Source organism: Massilia sp. Root418, from assembly GCF_001425265.1.
Taxonomy (GTDB): Bacteria; Pseudomonadota; Gammaproteobacteria; order Burkholderiales; family Burkholderiaceae_D; genus Rugamonas.
Genome location: NZ_LMEC01000026.1, coordinates 135414 through 151436, shown reverse-complemented (window position 1 = coordinate 151436; position 16023 = coordinate 135414). Strand labels below are relative to the sequence as shown.

Annotated in this window: 12 protein-coding genes and 5 tRNA genes; 6 read left to right on the top strand and 11 right to left on the bottom strand. The window is 65.3% G+C overall.

Going from position 1 to position 16023, the window contains the following annotated elements; all coding sequences use genetic code 11:
- Window positions 1-4 precede the first annotated feature (4 nt).
- Window positions 5-1009, bottom strand: a complete 1005-nt coding sequence (locus ASC94_RS29175; protein ID WP_056404631.1) for an NAD(P)-dependent alcohol dehydrogenase — start codon at window positions 1007-1009, stop codon at window positions 5-7.
- 98 nt (window positions 1010-1107) lie between these two features.
- Between ASC94_RS29175 and ASC94_RS29170 the strand changes: the two genes are divergently transcribed.
- The gene (locus ASC94_RS29170) at window positions 1108-1998 is read left to right on the top strand and encodes a LysR family transcriptional regulator (protein WP_056404629.1); all 891 of its coding nucleotides are present in this window, start codon (window positions 1108-1110) and stop codon (window positions 1996-1998) included.
- Window positions 1999-2036: 38 nt separating this feature from the next.
- Here the strand turns inward: ASC94_RS29170 and ASC94_RS29165 are convergent.
- The 7 genes from ASC94_RS29165 to ASC94_RS29135 form a co-directional block, all read right to left on the bottom strand.
- A tRNA-Leu gene (locus ASC94_RS29165) sits at window positions 2037-2121 on the bottom strand.
- Between the two features lie 52 nt (window positions 2122-2173).
- Window positions 2174-3700: a S41 family peptidase gene (locus tag ASC94_RS29160; RefSeq protein ID WP_056404627.1), complete on the bottom strand. Its 1527-nt coding sequence runs from the start codon at window positions 3698-3700 to the stop codon at window positions 2174-2176.
- A gap of 109 nt (window positions 3701-3809) precedes the next feature.
- Window positions 3810-3894, bottom strand: a tRNA-Leu gene (locus tag ASC94_RS29155).
- Between the two features lie 40 nt (window positions 3895-3934).
- Window positions 3935-4019 (bottom strand) — tRNA-Leu (locus ASC94_RS29150).
- Window positions 4020-4181: 162 nt separating this feature from the next.
- Window positions 4182-4266, bottom strand: a tRNA-Leu gene (locus tag ASC94_RS29145).
- Window positions 4267-4322: 56 nt separating this feature from the next.
- On the bottom strand, window positions 4323-5414 hold the full coding sequence (locus ASC94_RS29140; RefSeq protein WP_056404625.1) for an NF038122 family metalloprotease: 1092 nt from the start codon (window positions 5412-5414) through the stop codon (window positions 4323-4325).
- 168 nt (window positions 5415-5582) lie between these two features.
- Window positions 5583-5667, bottom strand: a tRNA-Leu gene (locus ASC94_RS29135).
- 316 nt (window positions 5668-5983) lie between these two features.
- Here ASC94_RS29135 and rnr point away from each other — a divergent pair.
- The 5 genes from rnr to ASC94_RS29110 all read left to right on the top strand — a co-directional run bounded on the left by rnr (window position 5984) and on the right by ASC94_RS29110 (window position 11377).
- Window positions 5984-8470: a ribonuclease R gene (gene rnr / locus ASC94_RS29130; RefSeq protein WP_056404623.1), complete on the top strand. Its 2487-nt coding sequence runs from the start codon at window positions 5984-5986 to the stop codon at window positions 8468-8470.
- 52 nt (window positions 8471-8522) lie between these two features.
- The gene (gene rlmB, locus ASC94_RS29125) at window positions 8523-9269 is read left to right on the top strand and encodes a 23S rRNA (guanosine(2251)-2'-O)-methyltransferase RlmB (protein WP_056404621.1); all 747 of its coding nucleotides are present in this window, start codon (window positions 8523-8525) and stop codon (window positions 9267-9269) included.
- 192 nt (window positions 9270-9461) lie between these two features.
- Window positions 9462-10205: a serine O-acetyltransferase gene (cysE, locus tag ASC94_RS29120; RefSeq protein ID WP_056404619.1), complete on the top strand. Its 744-nt coding sequence runs from the start codon at window positions 9462-9464 to the stop codon at window positions 10203-10205.
- A gap of 55 nt (window positions 10206-10260) precedes the next feature.
- Window positions 10261-10938 carry a YceH family protein gene (locus ASC94_RS29115; RefSeq protein ID WP_056404617.1) on the top strand — a complete coding sequence of 226 codons (678 nt, stop codon included), beginning with the start codon at window positions 10261-10263 and terminating at the stop codon, window positions 10936-10938.
- A gap of 13 nt (window positions 10939-10951) precedes the next feature.
- Entirely contained in the window at window positions 10952-11377 is a 426-nt protein-coding gene (locus ASC94_RS29110; RefSeq protein WP_056404615.1) for a MerR family transcriptional regulator, read from the top strand.
- Here ASC94_RS29110 and ASC94_RS29105 read toward each other — a convergent pair.
- The 3 genes from ASC94_RS29105 to xdhA all read right to left on the bottom strand — a co-directional run bounded on the left by ASC94_RS29105 (window position 11347) and on the right by xdhA (window position 16023).
- Entirely contained in the window at window positions 11347-12114 is a 768-nt protein-coding gene (locus ASC94_RS29105; protein WP_056404613.1) for an ABC transporter substrate-binding protein, read from the bottom strand. The genes ASC94_RS29110 and ASC94_RS29105 overlap by 31 nt on opposite strands.
- 70 nt (window positions 12115-12184) lie before the next feature.
- Window positions 12185-14539, bottom strand: a complete 2355-nt coding sequence (xdhB, locus tag ASC94_RS29100) for a xanthine dehydrogenase molybdopterin binding subunit (protein ID WP_056404611.1) — start codon at window positions 14537-14539, stop codon at window positions 12185-12187.
- Window positions 14536-16023, bottom strand: a complete 1488-nt coding sequence (gene xdhA, locus ASC94_RS29095) for a xanthine dehydrogenase small subunit (protein ID WP_056404608.1) — start codon at window positions 16021-16023, stop codon at window positions 14536-14538. Before xdhA ends, xdhB begins: the two co-directional genes overlap by 4 nt.

The window sequence follows — 16023 nt, the reverse complement described above, 5'->3', positions numbered from 1 at the left end:
TGGCTCAGTGGGCGATGGCCAGCTTGCCGAAGTGGCGCCCGCCCGCAGCCAGGTCGGCGTAGGCCGCGCCGGTCTCGCCGATGTCGTACACGCGGTCAATCAGCGGCACGATCTTGTGCGCGGCGATGGCGCGCGCGGCATCGGCCAGGTCGGCCACCGAGCCGGTGTTGTTGCCCACCACGCGCAAGGCCTTGACGATGATGGGCAGCAGGTCGATCGATGCGGCCGTGCCCGCCACAAAACCCACCGTGAACACGGTGCCGCCCATGGCCGCCGCGTTCAGCGAGCGCGCGAAGGTGGCCGCGCCGGCGGTTTCCACCACCAGGTCGGCGCCGCGCCCGCCGGTCAGCTTGCGCACTTCCTCGTCCCAGGCCGGCGTGGCGCGGTAGTTGACCAGGTGGTCTGCGCCCGCCTGCCGCGCCCGCTCCAGCTTGGCGTCCGACGACGACGCTAGGATCACCGTGGCGCCCGATGCCTTGGCGAATTGCAGCGCGAACAGGCTCACGCCGCCCGTCCCCAGCAGCAGCACCACCGAGCCGGGCCGCACATGCGCCGAGCGCACCGCGTTCCATGCCGTGGTGGCGGCAATCGGCAGCGCCGCGCCCTGGGCGAAATCCAGGTGCGCCGGCAGCGCCACCAGGCTGCTGGCCGGCACCGCCACGTATTCGGCCAGCGACCCCGGCAAGGTCAGGCCGCGCATGGCCGCCACATTGTGCGGCGTGATGGCGCCGCCCTGCCAGTTCGGCATGAAGTGCGGCACCACGCGCTCGCCCACGCGCCAGCCGCTCACGCCGCCTCCCAGCGCGGCAATTTCGCCGGCGCCGTCGGCCACCGGCACCAGCGGGAAGGCCGGCGCCGGGAAGGCCCCGGTGGCAATGGCCACATCCAGGTAATTCAGGGTGGCGGCGCGCATGCGCAGCAGTACCTCGCCCTCGCCCGGCACGGGTTCGGGCAGCTCCGCCTGGCGGAAGGCGGTGAGGGCGGGCGCGGTCAGTTGGATGGCTTTCATGAGTGTCCTTCTCGGGTCGGGAAAGGCTACAGTGTGATTCAGCATTCCGCTGAGATAAACTGCGTATTTATTGATGCATTCTCAACCGGAGCTTTGGAATGGACCTGCTGGAGAGCATGAAGATCTACGTGCTGGCGGTGGAAAAGGGCAGCCTGAGCGCTGCCGCAACGGCCGGCGGCATTTCGGCCACCATGGCGGGCAATCATCTGCGGCTGCTGGAGCAGCGCTTCGGCATGCGCCTGCTGAACCGCACCACGCGCCGCCAGGTCCTGACCGCCTTTGGCGAGGACTATTACCAGCGCTGCAAGGAGATCTTGCGGCTGGTGGCGGAGACCGACGCGCAGGCGCAGAACCTGCAGCTGGCGCCCGCCGGCAAGCTGCGCGTCACAGCGCCCGTCACTTTTGGCGCCGAAGCGTTGATGCCGGCCTTGTCGGAATACCTGGAGCGCTATCCGCAGGTGGATGTGGACTTGATGCTGAGCGACAGCGTGGTGGACCTGGTGGACGAGGGCTGCGACGTGGCCTTCCGCATCGGCCAGCTGCCGGATTCGGCACTGGTCGCACGGCCGCTCGCGCCATACCAGCTGATGATCTGCGCCTCGCCTGCTTATCTGGCACGGCGCGGCACGCCTGCCAGTCCCGAGGAACTGAGCGGGCACGAGTGCCTGGCGTTTTCCACGGCCGCGCTGGCCCATTGGCGTCTCACGGGGGAGGGCGGCGAGCACGGCGAGCTGTGCGTGCCGGTGGGCGGCCGGGTCAAGGTCAACAACGGGCAGGCTTTGCGGGTGGCGGCGCTGCACGGCATGGGCATCGTGCTGCAGCCTTCGATCCTGCTGGAAGAGGATGTGCGCGCGGGGCGCCTGGTGCGGCTGTTCCCCCGGCATGCCTTGCCCAGCCGTCCGATGAACCTGGTCTACCTGCAGGACCGCTACCGCTCGCCGAAGCTGCGCAGCTTCGTGGACTTTATGAGCGAACGCTTCGGGCAATGAAAAAAGCCTCCCGAAGGAGGCTTTTTCGCGGAATTCTGTGGTGCCCACGGAGGGACTCGAACCCCCACACCTTGCGGCACATGGACCTGAACCATGCGCGTCTACCAATTCCGCCACGTGGGCACCGTTGTTCTGCAACAGAAGGCACGCATAGTAAGGTATGGCTGAGCAGCCGTCAAGGGGCCGCTTGCTGGCGCGGCTGCAATGCGGACAGCGCCGCCAGCGTTTCCGCGCGCACGGCCGCGTCATCGTCCATGTCCGCCTTCAGCACCACGCTTGGCACCAGCGCCTCGTCGCTGCCGCGCAGGCGGTTGCGCCAGACCTTTTGCGGCAGCACCAGCACGTTGCCGCTCGGGAGCGTGGCGCGGCCGGTATCGATGTACAGCGTGTCGGCGCCGGTAGTGCGGCCCAGGTGGACGGCGCCGGGCACGCTGAGTACCTGGTCGGCGAAGTCCAGGCAGGCGCTGGCGCAGGACGCGTCGGTCAGCAGCGCCACCGGGCCGCTGTAGCGCCGCAGCTTGCCGCCGCGCCGGGCAATGTCGGCGCGCGTGACCAGGCGGCCGGCGGGCTGTTCCACCCAGGTCTCGCCTCTGGCCTTTGCTTGCTGCACCTGCTGGGCGAAGGCGGCGGACTGGCGCGCCTGCTCGCTGTCCGCGCCGTAGCGTTCGGCGAAGCTCCTGGCGAACTTGCCGGTATTCTCCAGCAGCACGTCGGACACGCGCCACTGCGCGTAGGTGCGCGGCAGCTTGTCGAGATCCTGCTTGTCGTAGTCCAGCCCGCCGGTCGCGGCCGTGAAGATCTTGTCGCCGATGGCGCTGCTGCCGCCGCCGTTGCCGCGCACGTCGAACACCATCAGGCGCACGCCTTCCAGCTTGCCGAGTTCGGCCAGCATGGTGTCGAATTCCGCGATCTGCGGCTTGGACGGCAGTGTATTGAAGCTGGCTGCGCTTACCCAGAGCACGCCGTCCTGGAAGCTGAACTTGTTGCTGCGGCGCTGAGGTTGCTGTCCCTGTTGTGGGCTTTTACTCCATTCGCGGAAAAAGCGCTGCGTGGCCACGCCTTGGTAAGTAATAGGCATGTCCATCACCGCGCCGTCCGCGCTGCGGAACTGGCAGCGCTTGAGCTGCAGGTCAGGCAGGGCGGGCAGGGTCAGCGCGCCGGGCAGGTATTCGGCCATCTTGCTGTTGCTGCGCCGGTCCAGGAAGGGCGCCACGTCGCTGGCCAGGATGGCATCCGGCGTGCGGCCGTCGCACTGCAGCAGCTTCGCGCCTATCGGCGGCAGCGGTGCCGGCCAGTCCTTCAGGTGCGCGTCGACCACGTAGTCGCCGCCCTGCTTGTGCAGCCGCCAGCCGTTCACCAGCATGGGATAGCCGCGGCGCGCATTGTCCGAATAAAGCAGGTGGCCGTCGCGGAAGCCGGTGACGTAATAGCGCACGGCCGACATCATGGAATCGTAGCTGTTTACGCGCGGCACCAGCTGCAGCGCTTCGCGGTAGCCTTGCTCGGCCCATGCCTTGAAGCCGGGATTGAGGTCGTCGATGCTGCCGGGGTGTGCGGTGAGGATGAGCTTGTGGACCGCATCCAGGTCCGCCCTCGCGGCAGCCTGCCATTCGGCGGCGGTTCTTTCCGTGGCGCCGGCACCGGAGGCGAGCAGGGATAGCAGCAGGGCAGCGCAGCAGGCGCGCAGGGCAGGCAGCGGCATGGGTATCCTTATTAATAAAAGAATAAGCATGCTATGCCGTCGATTTGGGCGCGTCAATGAAAAAACGCCGCAAACCGGTGATGGTTTGCGGCGTTCTTTGCGGAATTCTTGGTGCCCACGGAGGGACTCGAACCCCCACACCTTGCGGCACATGGACCTGAACCATGCGCGTCTACCAATTCCGCCACGTGGGCAATGGTACTGCTGAAAAACTCAACATCGAAAACAGAACTGTGGTGCCCACGGAGGGACTCGAACCCCCACACCTTGCGGCACATGGACCTGAACCATGCGCGTCTACCAATTCCGCCACGTGGGCTCTGTCTTCTTTGTCTTTGCTGCGGTGTTCTGCAACAGAGGCACGCATAGTAAGGGCTGGCAGCCATGCCGTCAAGAGCGAAAGCAAGATTTCTCAGCAGGACAGCTGGGGCGGGCGCAAATGCAAAAAGCCTCCCGAAGGAGGCTTTTCTGCGGAATTCTGTGGTGCCCACGGAGGGACTCGAACCCCCACACCTTGCGGCACATGGACCTGAACCATGCGCGTCTACCAATTCCGCCACGTGGGCAGTTGTTCTGCAACAGAGGCCCGAATCTTAAAGGCCGCGGCGGCCTTGGTCAAGCGTCAATTGATGTTTCCGTGAAAATATTTCTTGCGGCCCGCCCAGGCCAGCGCCATCAGCAAGCCGGCGCCCACCATGGCGGCCTGCGACGGCTCCGGTATCGGCGCCAGGTTGTAGCCGATGCTGTCCATGGCACGCAGGTCGTTATTGGTGATGAGCAGCAGTTCGCCTTGCGCCGCGGTGGGGTCCATCAGGCCCAGCATCATCAAGTCCTTCCAGTGGCTGGCCTGGCGGCCGTCGCCGAAGGTGCTGCCGGTGGAGAATTCCGCTTCCAGCGTGGCGCCGCCGTCCACCGAGAAGTATTTTTCGCGGGCGTCGGCAGTCCAGTCGAGCACACCGCTGGCGCTGCTCAGCGCCGAGTAGCGGAACATGTCCAGCCCGGACACGTAGGTGAATTCGTCGTCGTTGAAGGGGCCGTTGTTGGGCGGCGCGTTGTAGTCCAGGACGTCCACGCCGCTGATGAAACCGAGGGTGTGGCCGATTTCGTGTGCTGCCATGCCGACGAAATCGTATTGCGTGGCGCCGATGCCGTTGCTGCTGTCGAAGTCGAAGGCGAGATTGCTGTTGAACTGGATGAAACCGTCGCAGTTGCCGATGCAGCCGGGCAGGGTGTCGTCCACCACCGCCATGCCGAGCGCTTTTGCTTCGGCGTTGGTGATGTAGACGGTGCGGTTGTTGTTGCTGGCGTTGTTGTCGAGATAGGGCGTGGCGCTGGCCGCGCCGTGCGGGTTGTTGGCGGTGCGGTTGATCAGCAGGCCGAAACTGGTGCCGGGCAGATGCGCCACGGCCGTGTTGTCCAGCGCCGAACTGCGGTCGGCCGTGAGGGCGCTGCGGAAGTCGGCGTAGGAATGGAAGTCCTGCGTGCTGGCGGCCTGGCCGAGTATGCCGCCGCCCAGTGCGCCGAAGCCGACGGTGAGGTTGACGGTGATGTCGTCGGTCAGCAGCGCGGACCAGCGCGCGCCCGCCGCAATGAATCCTTGCTGGGCCTGCAGGGTGGTGCCGGGCGTGAACTGGAACTGGAAGATGGGCGCAGCCTGCGCGGGCGCAACGGCAAGCAGGGCGGCAAGGACGGCGGTGGCGGAAAGGATGTTCATGGCGCACTCCTGAGTGGAATGCCCTGACTGATGCAAGAACCGTGCGGCGCAATGGAATCAGGCACTTGCAGGCGGCTTGGTCTGCTGGCGCCGGCCGGGTGTCAGCAAGTCCGACAGTGGCCGGAAATGAAAAAAGCCTCCCGAAGGAGGCTTTTTTGCGGAATTCTGTGGTGCCCACGGAGGGACTCGAACCCCCACACCTTGCGGCACATGGACCTGAACCATGCGCGTCTACCAATTCCGCCACGTGGGCAACTTCTGCTATTATAACGACTTGGAGAGTTTCGCGCCAGATGAACGTTTCCGTTCCATACTGCACATCAACTCGCCGTTTCCTCAGCGTTGCCGCTGCGGAAGACCAGAATTATAGAGGATTCTTTTGAGAAGTCAAATAGCCTGGGGCAACTTTTTTCAGGCACGTTCCGGACGCACTCCGGGCACACGGCTAAGCCTTCGCGTTAGGCAAATAGCGCGACCTCCGGTACACTACGCCCTGTTCCATGTCAACGTGGCTGGTCAGGGCGGTACACGATTTTTTCTCCATCAATAATAAAACCATAGAAATACTTTTGAACCAATCTACCCACATCATTCCTAGCCGTGAGGAAATTCTCGGCATCTTCCGCAGCGCCAAGGCGCCGCTCGATCTGCGCGCACTCGCGCTGTCGCTCAATGTCAAAGCCGAGTCCCACGCCGTATTGACGCGCCGTCTGAACGCCATGGAGCGCGACGGCCAGATCGTTTCCGACCATAACGGCTTCTTCGCCCTGGCGGACCACTCCGGCTTCGTGGCCGGGCGGGTGCAAAGCCACCGCGACGGCTTCGGTTTCGTGATCCCGGATGAGCCGGGCGAAGACCTGTTCCTGTCCGAGCGCGAGATGGCCAAGGTGCTGCACGGCGACAAAGTGCTGGCCAAGGTGGTCGGCCTGGACCGGCGCGGCCGTCCGGAAGGCACCATTGTCGAAGTGGTGCAGCGCGCCAACACCCACATCATCGGCCGCCTGCTGAAGGAAAACGGCGTCTGGCTGGTGGCGCCGGAAGACAAGCGCATCGCGCAGGACATCATAGTCGAAGGCCCGGTGGGCAAAGCCAAGCCGGACCAGATCGTCTCCATCGAGCTGACCGAACAGCCGGGCCGCTTCAAGCAGCCGGCCGGCCGCATTACCGAAGTGCTGGGCGCGCTGGACGATCCCGGCATGGAAATCGAAATCGCGGTGCGCAAATTTGGCGTGCCGCACATCTTCTCGGACGCGGCGCTGAAGCAGGCCAACAAGCTGCCCGACCACGTGCGCGAAGCCGACCTGGCCGACCGCGTGGACTTGCGCGACGTGCCCATGGTGACCATCGACGGCGAAGACGCGCGCGACTTCGACGATGCGGTGTACTGCGAACCGGTGAAGATCGGCCGCACCAACGCCTTCCGCCTGATCGTCGCGATTGCCGACGTGAGCCATTACGTCAAGCCGAACGACGCGCTGGACGCCGACGCGCTGGAGCGCAGCACCTCGGTCTACTTCCCGCGCCGCGTGATTCCCATGCTGCCGGAGAAGCTGTCCAACGGGCTGTGCTCGCTGAACCCGGCGGTCGACCGCCTGACGCTGGTGTGCGACGCCGTCATCACCGCCAAGGGCGAGATCAAGGCTTACCAGTTCTACCCGGCCGTGATCCACTCGGCCGCGCGCATGACCTACAACGAAGTGGCCGCCATCCTGGCCAACACTAAGGGGCCGGAAGCGGCGCGCCGTCCAGGCATCGTGCCGCACCTGCAGAACCTGTACGACGTGTACCACGCGCTGGTGAAAGCCCGCAACGAGCGCGGCGCGATCGACTTCGAGACCACCGAAACCTACATCGTCTGCAACGCCGCCGGCAAGATCGAAAAGATCATCCCGCGCACCCGCAACGACGCGCACAAGCTGATCGAAGAGTGCATGCTGGCCGCCAACGTCTGCGCGGCCGACCTGCTGCTGCGCCACAAGCACCCGGGCACCTACCGCATCCACGCCGGTCCGACCAAGGAAAAGCTCAAGCAGGTGCGCGACTTCCTCAAGCAGGTGGGCCTGAGCCTGGGCGGCGGCGACGCGCCCGCCGCCGGCGATTACGCCGAGCTGATGCGCAAGATCAAGGAGCGTCCGGACGCATCGCTGCTGCAAACCATGCTGCTGCGCTCCATGCAGCAGGCGGTTTACAGCCCGGACAACATCGGCCACTTCGGCCTGGCGTATGAGGCCTATGCCCACTTCACCAGCCCGATCCGCCGCTATCCGGACTTGCTGACCCACCGCGCCATCAAGGCCATCCTGCTGGGCAAGAAGTACGAGCCGAAAGTGGCCGACACCAGCGTGCTGAACACGGCCGTGTCGAACGCCACCCGCCGCCAGCAGGCCAAGGACAAGGCCGAGGGCAAGGCGCCGAAAGCCGCCGCCGACCTGACCGTGTGGGACGCCCTGGGCGTGCACTGCTCGGCCAACGAGCGCCGCGCCGACGAAGCCTCGCGCGACGTGGAATCCTGGCTGAAGTGCTACTTCATGCAGGACAAGCTGGGCGAGGAATTCACCGGCATGATCACCGGCGTGACCACCTTCGGCATCTTCGTGCAGCTGCAGGAACTGTTTGTCGAAGGCCTGGTGCACATCACCGACCTCGGCGCGGACTACTTCCAGTTCGACGAAGCGCGCCATGAACTGCGCGGCGAACGCACCGGCAAGCGTTACCAGCTGACCGACAAGGTCAACGTGCAGGTAGTGCGCGTGGACCTGGAAACCCGCAAGATCGACCTGCGCCTGGCGCAAGCCGAGCAGGATGCGGCAGGCGTGCGCCCCGGTTCGGGCTCCGGCGACGAGCCGGCCTCCGGCCGCAACCGCAAGCAGCCCACAAAGGCGGACACCCGCAGCAACGTCAAGCCTGGCCCCAGCGTGCAATCGCGCACCCCGGCGGCAGCGAAGTCGAAGGGCAGCCAGGGCAAATCCGCCGGCCAGTCCGCAGCCAAGCCCAAGCGCAGCAAATCCGCAGCACCGGCAGCCAAGCCTGCCAGCAAGAGCAAGAAGAAGCGCTAAGCATTAACCTCCGCCCTGGCTCCGGCCCGGGCGGATTCACCTGAAGATAAGCATGTCCAAGAACAAAATGATTTTCGGCTTCCACGCCGTCACCTCGCGCCTGCGCCACGAAGCTTCCTCGGTAGAGGAAATCTTCGTCGACGTGGGCCGCAACGACCGCCGCATGACCGACCTAGTGGCCAACGCCAAGTCGCTCGGCGTGCGCGTGATGCCTGTGGATTCCGTCCGCCTCGACAAGATCGTCGGCACCCATCGCCACCAGGGCGTGATCGCCTTCGCGCAGCAGATTTCGCTGGCGCGCAACCTGGACGAGCTGCTGGACGCCATCGAAGGCCCGCCGCTGCTGCTGGTGCTGGACGGCATTACCGACCCGCACAACCTGGGCGCCTGCCTGCGCGTGGCCGACGGCGCCGGCGCGCACGCGGTGATCGTGCCGAAGGACCGCGCGGTCGGGCTGAACGCCACCGCCGCCAAAGTGGCATCCGGCGCGGCCGAGAACGTGCCTTACATCACCGTGACCAACCTGGCGCGCACCCTGCGTGACCTGAAAGACCGCGACATCTGGCTGATCGGCACCTCCGACGACGGCGAGAAGAACCTGTACCAGTCCGACTTCACCGGTCCCACCGCACTGGTGATGGGTTCGGAAGGCGAGGGCATGCGCCGCCTGACCCGCGAGACCTGCGACATGCTGGTCAGCATCCCCATGTTCGGCACCGTCGAGAGCCTGAACGTCTCGGTCGCCTCCGGCGTCTGTCTGTACGAGGCGCGCCGCCAGCGCCTCGTCAAAGAAGGCTGATTCCAGCCTGCCCGCGACGGCGGGTTACGCTTCGCTAACCCGCCCTACGCAATTCACGCAATACCACGCAAACCCGGGTCAAACCGTAGGGCGGGTTAGGCAAAGCCGTAACCCGCCGGCTCCGCCACCGCCCCAAGCAACCCCGTACCGGATACGCTACCATGCGTAAATCGGTCTAATTTCTGTGCCGCCATGTTCCGCAACCTGCGCCAAGACATCAACAGCATCATCGAACGCGACCCCGCCGCCCGCAACGGTTGGGAGGTGCTGACCTGTTATCCGGGCTTGCAGGCCATCGTGCTGCACCGCTGGGCGCACTGGTGCTGGACGCACGGCCTGAAATGGCTGGGCCGCTTCATCGCCTACCTGGCGCGCATCCTCACCGGCATCGAAATCCACCCCGGCGCCCGCATCGGCCGCCGTGTGTTCATCGACCACGGCTTCGGCGTGGTGATCGGCGAAACCGCCGAGGTAGGCGACGACTGCACCATCTACCAGGGCGTCACCCTGGGCGGCACCTCGCTGCACACCGGCAGCAAGCGCCACCCCACGCTGGAGCGCGGCGTCATTGTCGGCGCGGGCGCCAAGGTGCTGGGCGGGTTCACCGTGGGCGAATACGCCAAGGTGGGCTCCAACGCGGTACTGCTCAAGCCCGTGCCTGCGGGCGCCACGGCGGTCGGCAATCCGGCCCACATCATCGACAAGCAGACCGTCAGCGTGAGCCCGTCGGCCAAGATGTTCTCAGCCTACGGCATCACCGCCAACGGTGACGACCCGCTCATCAAGGCCATGCGTGCGCTGATCGACCAGGCTGCGGCGCAGGAGCAGCAGATCGAGCGCATGGCCGCCATCATGAAGGCGGCGGGGCTGGATTGTCCGTCCATTCCCGAGTGCGACAAATTCAATTCCGAGCAGCTGAACAAGCTGGTCGAGTAAGCCGGCCGATTCGTGGTAAATTCAGATAAGCAACTTGTCGAATGAAGGAATACGCATGACTAACGAAGCGGACAACGCCAACCTGCTGGACCCGTTTGAAACCCGCGTGCTCGCCGTCCTGGCCGAAAAAGAAGCCCTCACGCCGGACAACTACCCGATGTCGCTGAACGCCATCACCAACGGCTGCAACCAGCTGTCCAGCCGCGATCCGGTGATGTCGATCTCGGAGGAAACCGTGGCCGACGTGCTGCAGCGGCTCATGCAGCGCAAGTTCGTGAACGGCATCACGCAGGCCGGCGCGCGCGTCACCAAGTACGAGCACCGCATGCGCATCAAATGGTCGCTGGAGCAGGACAAGGTGGCTGTGCTGACCGTGCTGATGCTGCGCGGCCTGCAGACCGCCGGCGAAATCCGCACCCGCACCGGGCGCCTGCACGACTTTAAATCCGTGGCGGACGTCGAACAGGCACTGCAATTCCTGATCGACAAATACCCGCCGCTGGCGGCCAAGCTGCCGCTGGCACCCGGCACCAAGGAGCCGCGCTACGGCCACCTGCTGCAAGGCGAAGAAGCATTGGCCCGCGAAGAAACCGCCGCCAGCTACGGCGGCAGCACCAGCACGCCGGCGCAGGGCAGCCGCTTGGCCCAGCTGGAAGCCGAAGTCGCCCAGCTGCGCCAGGACTTCAGCGACCTGGCCGCCCAGTTCGAGCAGTTCAGGAAACAGTTCGAATAAGCCGCCGGGCCACATGACTGCTGCACTCACCATACAACAGACGGCCGAGGCGTGTGGGCTGAGTGTCCACACGCTGCGCTACTACGAGCGGATCGGCCTGATCAAGCCGATTCCGCGCCGTAGCAACGGCCACCGGCTCTACCGGGCGGATGACCTCAACTGGATCGCATTCCTGTTGCGGTTGCGCGCCACCGGCATGTCCATCGAAGAGATGCAGCGATACGCGCAATTGCGGGAGCAGGGCGACCTGCCGGCCAGCGTGGCAGAACGCAAAGCGATGCTGGTCCAGCACACGGCCGCCGTCGAGGCGGAAGTAAAGGCGATGCAGGAAACGCTGGCCTATCTGCACCAGAAAATAGCGATCTACGCCACCTTGGAAGCCGAACTGGCGCTGCCGCTCGCGCCGGGTCAGTCGGCGATGCTGGCATCGGGCAGATAGCGGTTGGTCAGTGCCCTGAACCTGGCGGTTCTCTTGAAGCTGGCCAGCGCCTCGTCGTACGCCCTGGCCCTGGCTTTCGACTCCGCCGCCTGTGAGAAGACGATGTAGGCGGGCGCCACGCTGAGCGGCGGCGACAGGATTTCGATGTCCGCCAGACGCCCCAGCTTGCGCATCTCATAGATGGCGCTGAGGTCGTTTTCGATGAGCGCGTCGAAGCGGTGGAACAGCAGCTTCTTCGCATTGAGCACGGCGCTGGGCGCCGTGTCGACCACCGCCCATGCGGCCGCGCGCAGGCGCTCGAATTCATCGTTGACGCGCTTGTCGACATATAAGCCGATGGAATGCCGCCGCATGAACTGTTCCAGGTCGCCGCCATACCTGATCCTGCTGCCGCGCCGTACCACCAGCACGTTTTTCTGGTCGAGGATGGACTGCCGGGGGAAGAGCATGAATTCCGCGTAGTCCTTGAAGTGCAGCACTGTCATCGCCATGTCGCAGCGCTTGGCGCGGATTTCCGACACCACGCGGGCCCAGGGCAGGTAGTCGATGCGGATGTTCCATCGCAGTTCGCGGGCCACGTGCTGGAGAATCTCCACCGCATAGCCGGTGGGCGCGCCGTCTGCGCCTTGCATGGTTTGCGGCGCAAGACTCAGGCTGCACACGCGCAGCGGCGCGCCGGCGCCGAAGGCGGGAGCCGTTTGCAGCAGGAGCAGGGCGAGGTAGAGGACGTTCTTCATGGGCTGATCCGGCAAAAAAAAGCCGCTGCGCAGTGACGCAGCGGCTCTTTCAGTTTGGGCGGTGACGCTCTCAGGCCGCTTTGGCCTGCTCGCGCACGGCTTCCACCGCGTCGAGGATCGCTTCGCTGGTGGCCGGGGCGCGCAGCGGCGGGTTGATGCGGTAGTCGCCCACCGATGCCACCGCGTCGCGGATCGCCAGGAACACCGAGAACGGCAGCAGCAGCGGCGGCTCGCCTACGGCTTTGGAACGGTGGATGCTGTCGAAGGCGTTGCGGTTCTTGAACAGCTGTACGTCGAAGTCTTCCGGGCAGTCGGACACGCCAGGGATCTTGTAGGTCGACGGCGCGTGCGTCATCAGCTTGCCGGCCTTGTTCCACCACAGTTCTTCCGTCGTGAGCCAGCCCATGCCCTGGATGAAGGCGCCTTCCACCTGGCCCACGTCGATGGCCGGGTTCAGCGAATTGCCCGCGTCGTACAGGGCGTTGACCTTCAGGAGCTTCCATTCGCCGGTCAGCGTATCGACCACCACTTCGGATACCGACGCGCCGTAGGCGTAGTAGCCGAACGGATTGCCGGTCATGCTCTCGCGGTCCCAGCTCAGGCCCGGCGTGGCGTAGAAGCCGTCGGACCACAGCTGCACGCGGGCCAGGTAAGCCTTCTGCACCAGGTCCGGGAAGCTGACCATGGCCCCGCCGGCGTAGACCATGCCGTTGGCGAATGTCACGGCGGCAGGCTCGCAGGCATAGGTCTTGGCGGCGAACTCGCGCAGCCGGCGGTTCAGCGTGGCGGCGGCGTCCTGCGCGGCCTTGCCGTTCAAGTCTGCGCCGGTGGAGGCGGCCGTGGCCGAAGTGTTGGCGACCTTGCTGGTGTCGGTGGCGCTGGCGCGCACGCGTGCCAGTGGAATGCCCAGTTCGTGCGCCACCACCTGGCATACCTTGGTGTTGATGCCCTGGCCCATTTCGGTGCCGCCGTGGTTCACCAGCACCGAGCCGTCGGTGTAGATGTGCACCAGCGCGCCGGCCTGGTTGAAGTGAGTGACGTTGAAGGCGATGCCGAATTTCACCGGCGTGAGCGCCAGGCCTTTTTTCAGCACCGGGCTGCCGGCGTTGAATTCGCGGATGGCCTCGCGGCGGGCCCGGTATGCGCTGTCGTTCTCCAGCTGGTCCACCAGCTCGTGGATCACGTTGTCGACCACCTTCTGGCCGTACTGGGTATAGTTGCGGCCTTCCTCGTCGTTGCGGCCGTAGAAGTTGATCTTGCGGATGTCCAGCGCATCCTTGCCCAGGTTGCGCGCGATTTCATCGACGATGTATTCGATGGCGATGGCGCCCTGCGGGCCGCCGAAGCCGCGGAAGGCGGTGTTCGACTGCGTGTTGGTCTTGCCCGCCATGGCGCGGATGTCGCAGTCGCTCAGGTAATAGGTATTGTCGAAGTGGCAGATGGCGCGGGTGGCGACCGGCGCGGACAGGTCGGCCGAGAAGCCGGCGCGCGTCACCATCTCCACCTTGGCGGCGGTGATCCGGCCATTGTCGTCGTAGCCCATCTCGTACTCATAGTAGAAGCAGTGGCGCTTGCCGGTCACCATCATGTCGTCGTCGCGGTCGGCGCGCAGCTTGACCGGGCGCTTTAGCGCGTTGGCACACACTGCCGCGCAGGCGGCCCACAGCGCGGATTGCGATTCCTTGCCGCCGAAGGCGCCGCCCATGCGGCGGCATTCGATCACCACCGCGTGCGAAGCGACGTGCAGCGCATGCGCCACCACGTGCTGCATCTCGGTCGGGTGCTGGGTGGAGCAGTAGACGTGCATGCCGCCCGCTTCCTTCGGCAGCGCGTAGGAGATCTGGCCTTCCAGGTAGAACTGCTCCTGGCCGCCCACGTGCAGGGTGCCTTTCAGGATGTGCTTGGAGCGCTCGAAGGCCGCCTTGGCGTCGCCGCGCGTGAGGCGCATCGGCGGCACCACGAACGATTCCGCGTCGCGTGCCGCTTCCGGCGTCAGGATGGCTGGCAGCTCTTCGTACTGGATGTCGGCCTTGCGCGCGGCATGGCGCGCCTGGTCGTGGGTTTGCGCCACAACGATAAAGATGGGCTGGCCCACGTATTCAACCTTTTCCTCTGCCAGGATCGGATCGTCGTGGATAATCGGGCCGCAGTCATTGGTGCCGGGGATGTCTTTGTAGGTATAAACGGCCACCACGCCCGGCATGGCTTTCACCGGCTCCAGGTTGATGGACAGGATGCGCGCGTGCGCTTTCGGCGACAGGCCCAGCGCGGCATGCAGGGTGCCTTGCGCTTCTGGGATGTCGTCGGTGTAGGTGGCTTCGCCCAGCACGTGCAGGATGGCCGATTCATGCGGGTGGTTCTGGCCCACTTCGGCCCAGCCCTGGGCCGCGCCGATGGTCATGAACGCTTCGGATTTACTGTTCATGCTGCGTCCTTTTCCTTGAATGCAAACGCGTTGATCGAAGTGACCGGCAGCGCGCCGTCCGGGCGCGACTCCAGCCAGAAGCGGCGCAGCAGGTTCTGCGCGGTTTTCATGCGGTAGCTGGCGGTGGCGCGCATGTCGGTCAGCGGGGTGTAGTCCTGCGCCAGAGCGGCCATGCCGGCCTTCAGCGTCGCTTCATTCCATGGCTTGCCCTCGATGGCCGCTTCGGCCAGCGGGGCGCGCCTGGAGGTGGCGGCCATGCCGCCGTAGGCGATGTGCGCGTTGCGCACAATGCCGTCTTCCAGCGTGATGCAGTAGGCGGCGGCGACGGCGGAAATGTCCTGGTCGTAGCGCTTGGCCAGCTTGTAGGTGCGGAACTGCTGGTTCGCTTTCGGCAGCGGAATGCGCACCGCCTCCACGAATTCGCCCGGCTGCCAGTTCTTCTTCATGTAGTCCAGGTAGAAGTCCTGCAGCAGCATGCTGCGGCGGCCCTGCGAGCCGTTCAGCACGATCTCGGCGCCCAGCACGATCATCCATGGGGCGGAGTCGCCGATGGGCGAGCCGTTGGCGACGCTGCCGCCCAGGGTGCCGGTGCTGCGGATGGGCTGCGAGGCGAAGCGCTGCCACAGTTCGTGCAGCGACGCGTTCTTGTACAGGTCGCCCACCGAGCGGTAGGCATCGTCCAGCGACACGGCGGCGCCGATTTCCAGCATGCCGTCCACCATGCCCATCTGATGCAGCTCCTGTACCTGGCGCACGTAGATCACGTCGCCCAGGTTGCGCATCTGCTTGGTCACCCACAGGCCCACGTCGGTGGAACCGGCCAGGATGGTGGCGGTGGGCTTGGCGGCGCGCAGCTCGGCCAATTCGGCCAGGGTGCGCGGCGCATGGAAGGTCTGGCCGTCGTGGGTGTAGCTGAACATGGTGTTTCGTTGCAGGTCTTGCAGGGCGGCTACCAGGGCCTCCCGGTCGAAGCGCACCGGCGGCAGTTCGCCCATGCGGTGCGCCGCGTCGATAATGGGGCGGTAACCCGTGCAGCGGCACAGGTTACCGGACAGGGTCTCGTCGATTTGCTTACGGCACAGGGGCTCCGGCTGCGTTTCCTGCTTCAGGTACAAGCTCCACAAGGACATGGCGAAGCCGGGGGTGCAGAAGCCGCATTGCGAACCGTGGCATTCGACCAGCGCTTCCTGCACCGGGTGCAGGCTGCCGTCCTTCTGTTTCAGGTCCTCCACCGAGAACACGGCCTTGCCGTCCAGCGTAGGCAGGAACTGGATGCACGAGTTCACGTTGCGCATTTCCAGTTCACCGTTCACCAGCGAGCCGATGACGACGGTGCAGGCGCCGCAGTCGCCTTCGGCGCAGCCTTCCTTGGTTCCGGTGCAGTGCTGGTCTTCGCGCAGATGCTGAAGCAGCGTGCGGGTGGGGGATGCGGACGCAACTTCCTGCACGCGCCCCTGGTAGTAAAAACGAATCGGGTGAGACAT

What these genes read in the sequence shown, in the direction of transcription:
- ASC94_RS29175 (WP_056404631.1), bottom strand. Translation starts at nt 1,009, where the DNA reads ATGAAAGCCATCCAACTGACCGCGCCCGCCCTCACCGCCTTCCGCCAG.
- ASC94_RS29170 (WP_056404629.1), top strand. Translation starts at nt 1,108, where the DNA reads ATGGACCTGCTGGAGAGCATGAAGATCTACGTGCTGGCGGTGGAAAAG.
- ASC94_RS29160 (WP_056404627.1), bottom strand. Translation starts at nt 3,700, where the DNA reads ATGCCGCTGCCTGCCCTGCGCGCCTGCTGCGCTGCCCTGCTGCTATCC.
- ASC94_RS29140 (WP_056404625.1), bottom strand. Translation starts at nt 5,414, where the DNA reads ATGAACATCCTTTCCGCCACCGCCGTCCTTGCCGCCCTGCTTGCCGTT.
- rlmB (WP_056404621.1), top strand. Translation starts at nt 8,523, where the DNA reads ATGTCCAAGAACAAAATGATTTTCGGCTTCCACGCCGTCACCTCGCGC.
- cysE (WP_056404619.1), top strand. Translation starts at nt 9,462, where the DNA reads ATGTTCCGCAACCTGCGCCAAGACATCAACAGCATCATCGAACGCGAC.
- ASC94_RS29115 (WP_056404617.1), top strand. Translation starts at nt 10,261, where the DNA reads ATGACTAACGAAGCGGACAACGCCAACCTGCTGGACCCGTTTGAAACC.
- ASC94_RS29110 (WP_056404615.1), top strand. Translation starts at nt 10,952, where the DNA reads ATGACTGCTGCACTCACCATACAACAGACGGCCGAGGCGTGTGGGCTG.
- ASC94_RS29105 (WP_056404613.1), bottom strand. Translation starts at nt 12,114, where the DNA reads ATGAAGAACGTCCTCTACCTCGCCCTGCTCCTGCTGCAAACGGCTCCC.
- xdhB (WP_056404611.1), bottom strand. Translation starts at nt 14,539, where the DNA reads ATGAACAGTAAATCCGAAGCGTTCATGACCATCGGCGCGGCCCAGGGC.
- xdhA (WP_056404608.1), bottom strand. Translation starts at nt 16,023, where the DNA reads ATGTCTCACCCGATTCGTTTTTACTACCAGGGGCGCGTGCAGGAAGTT.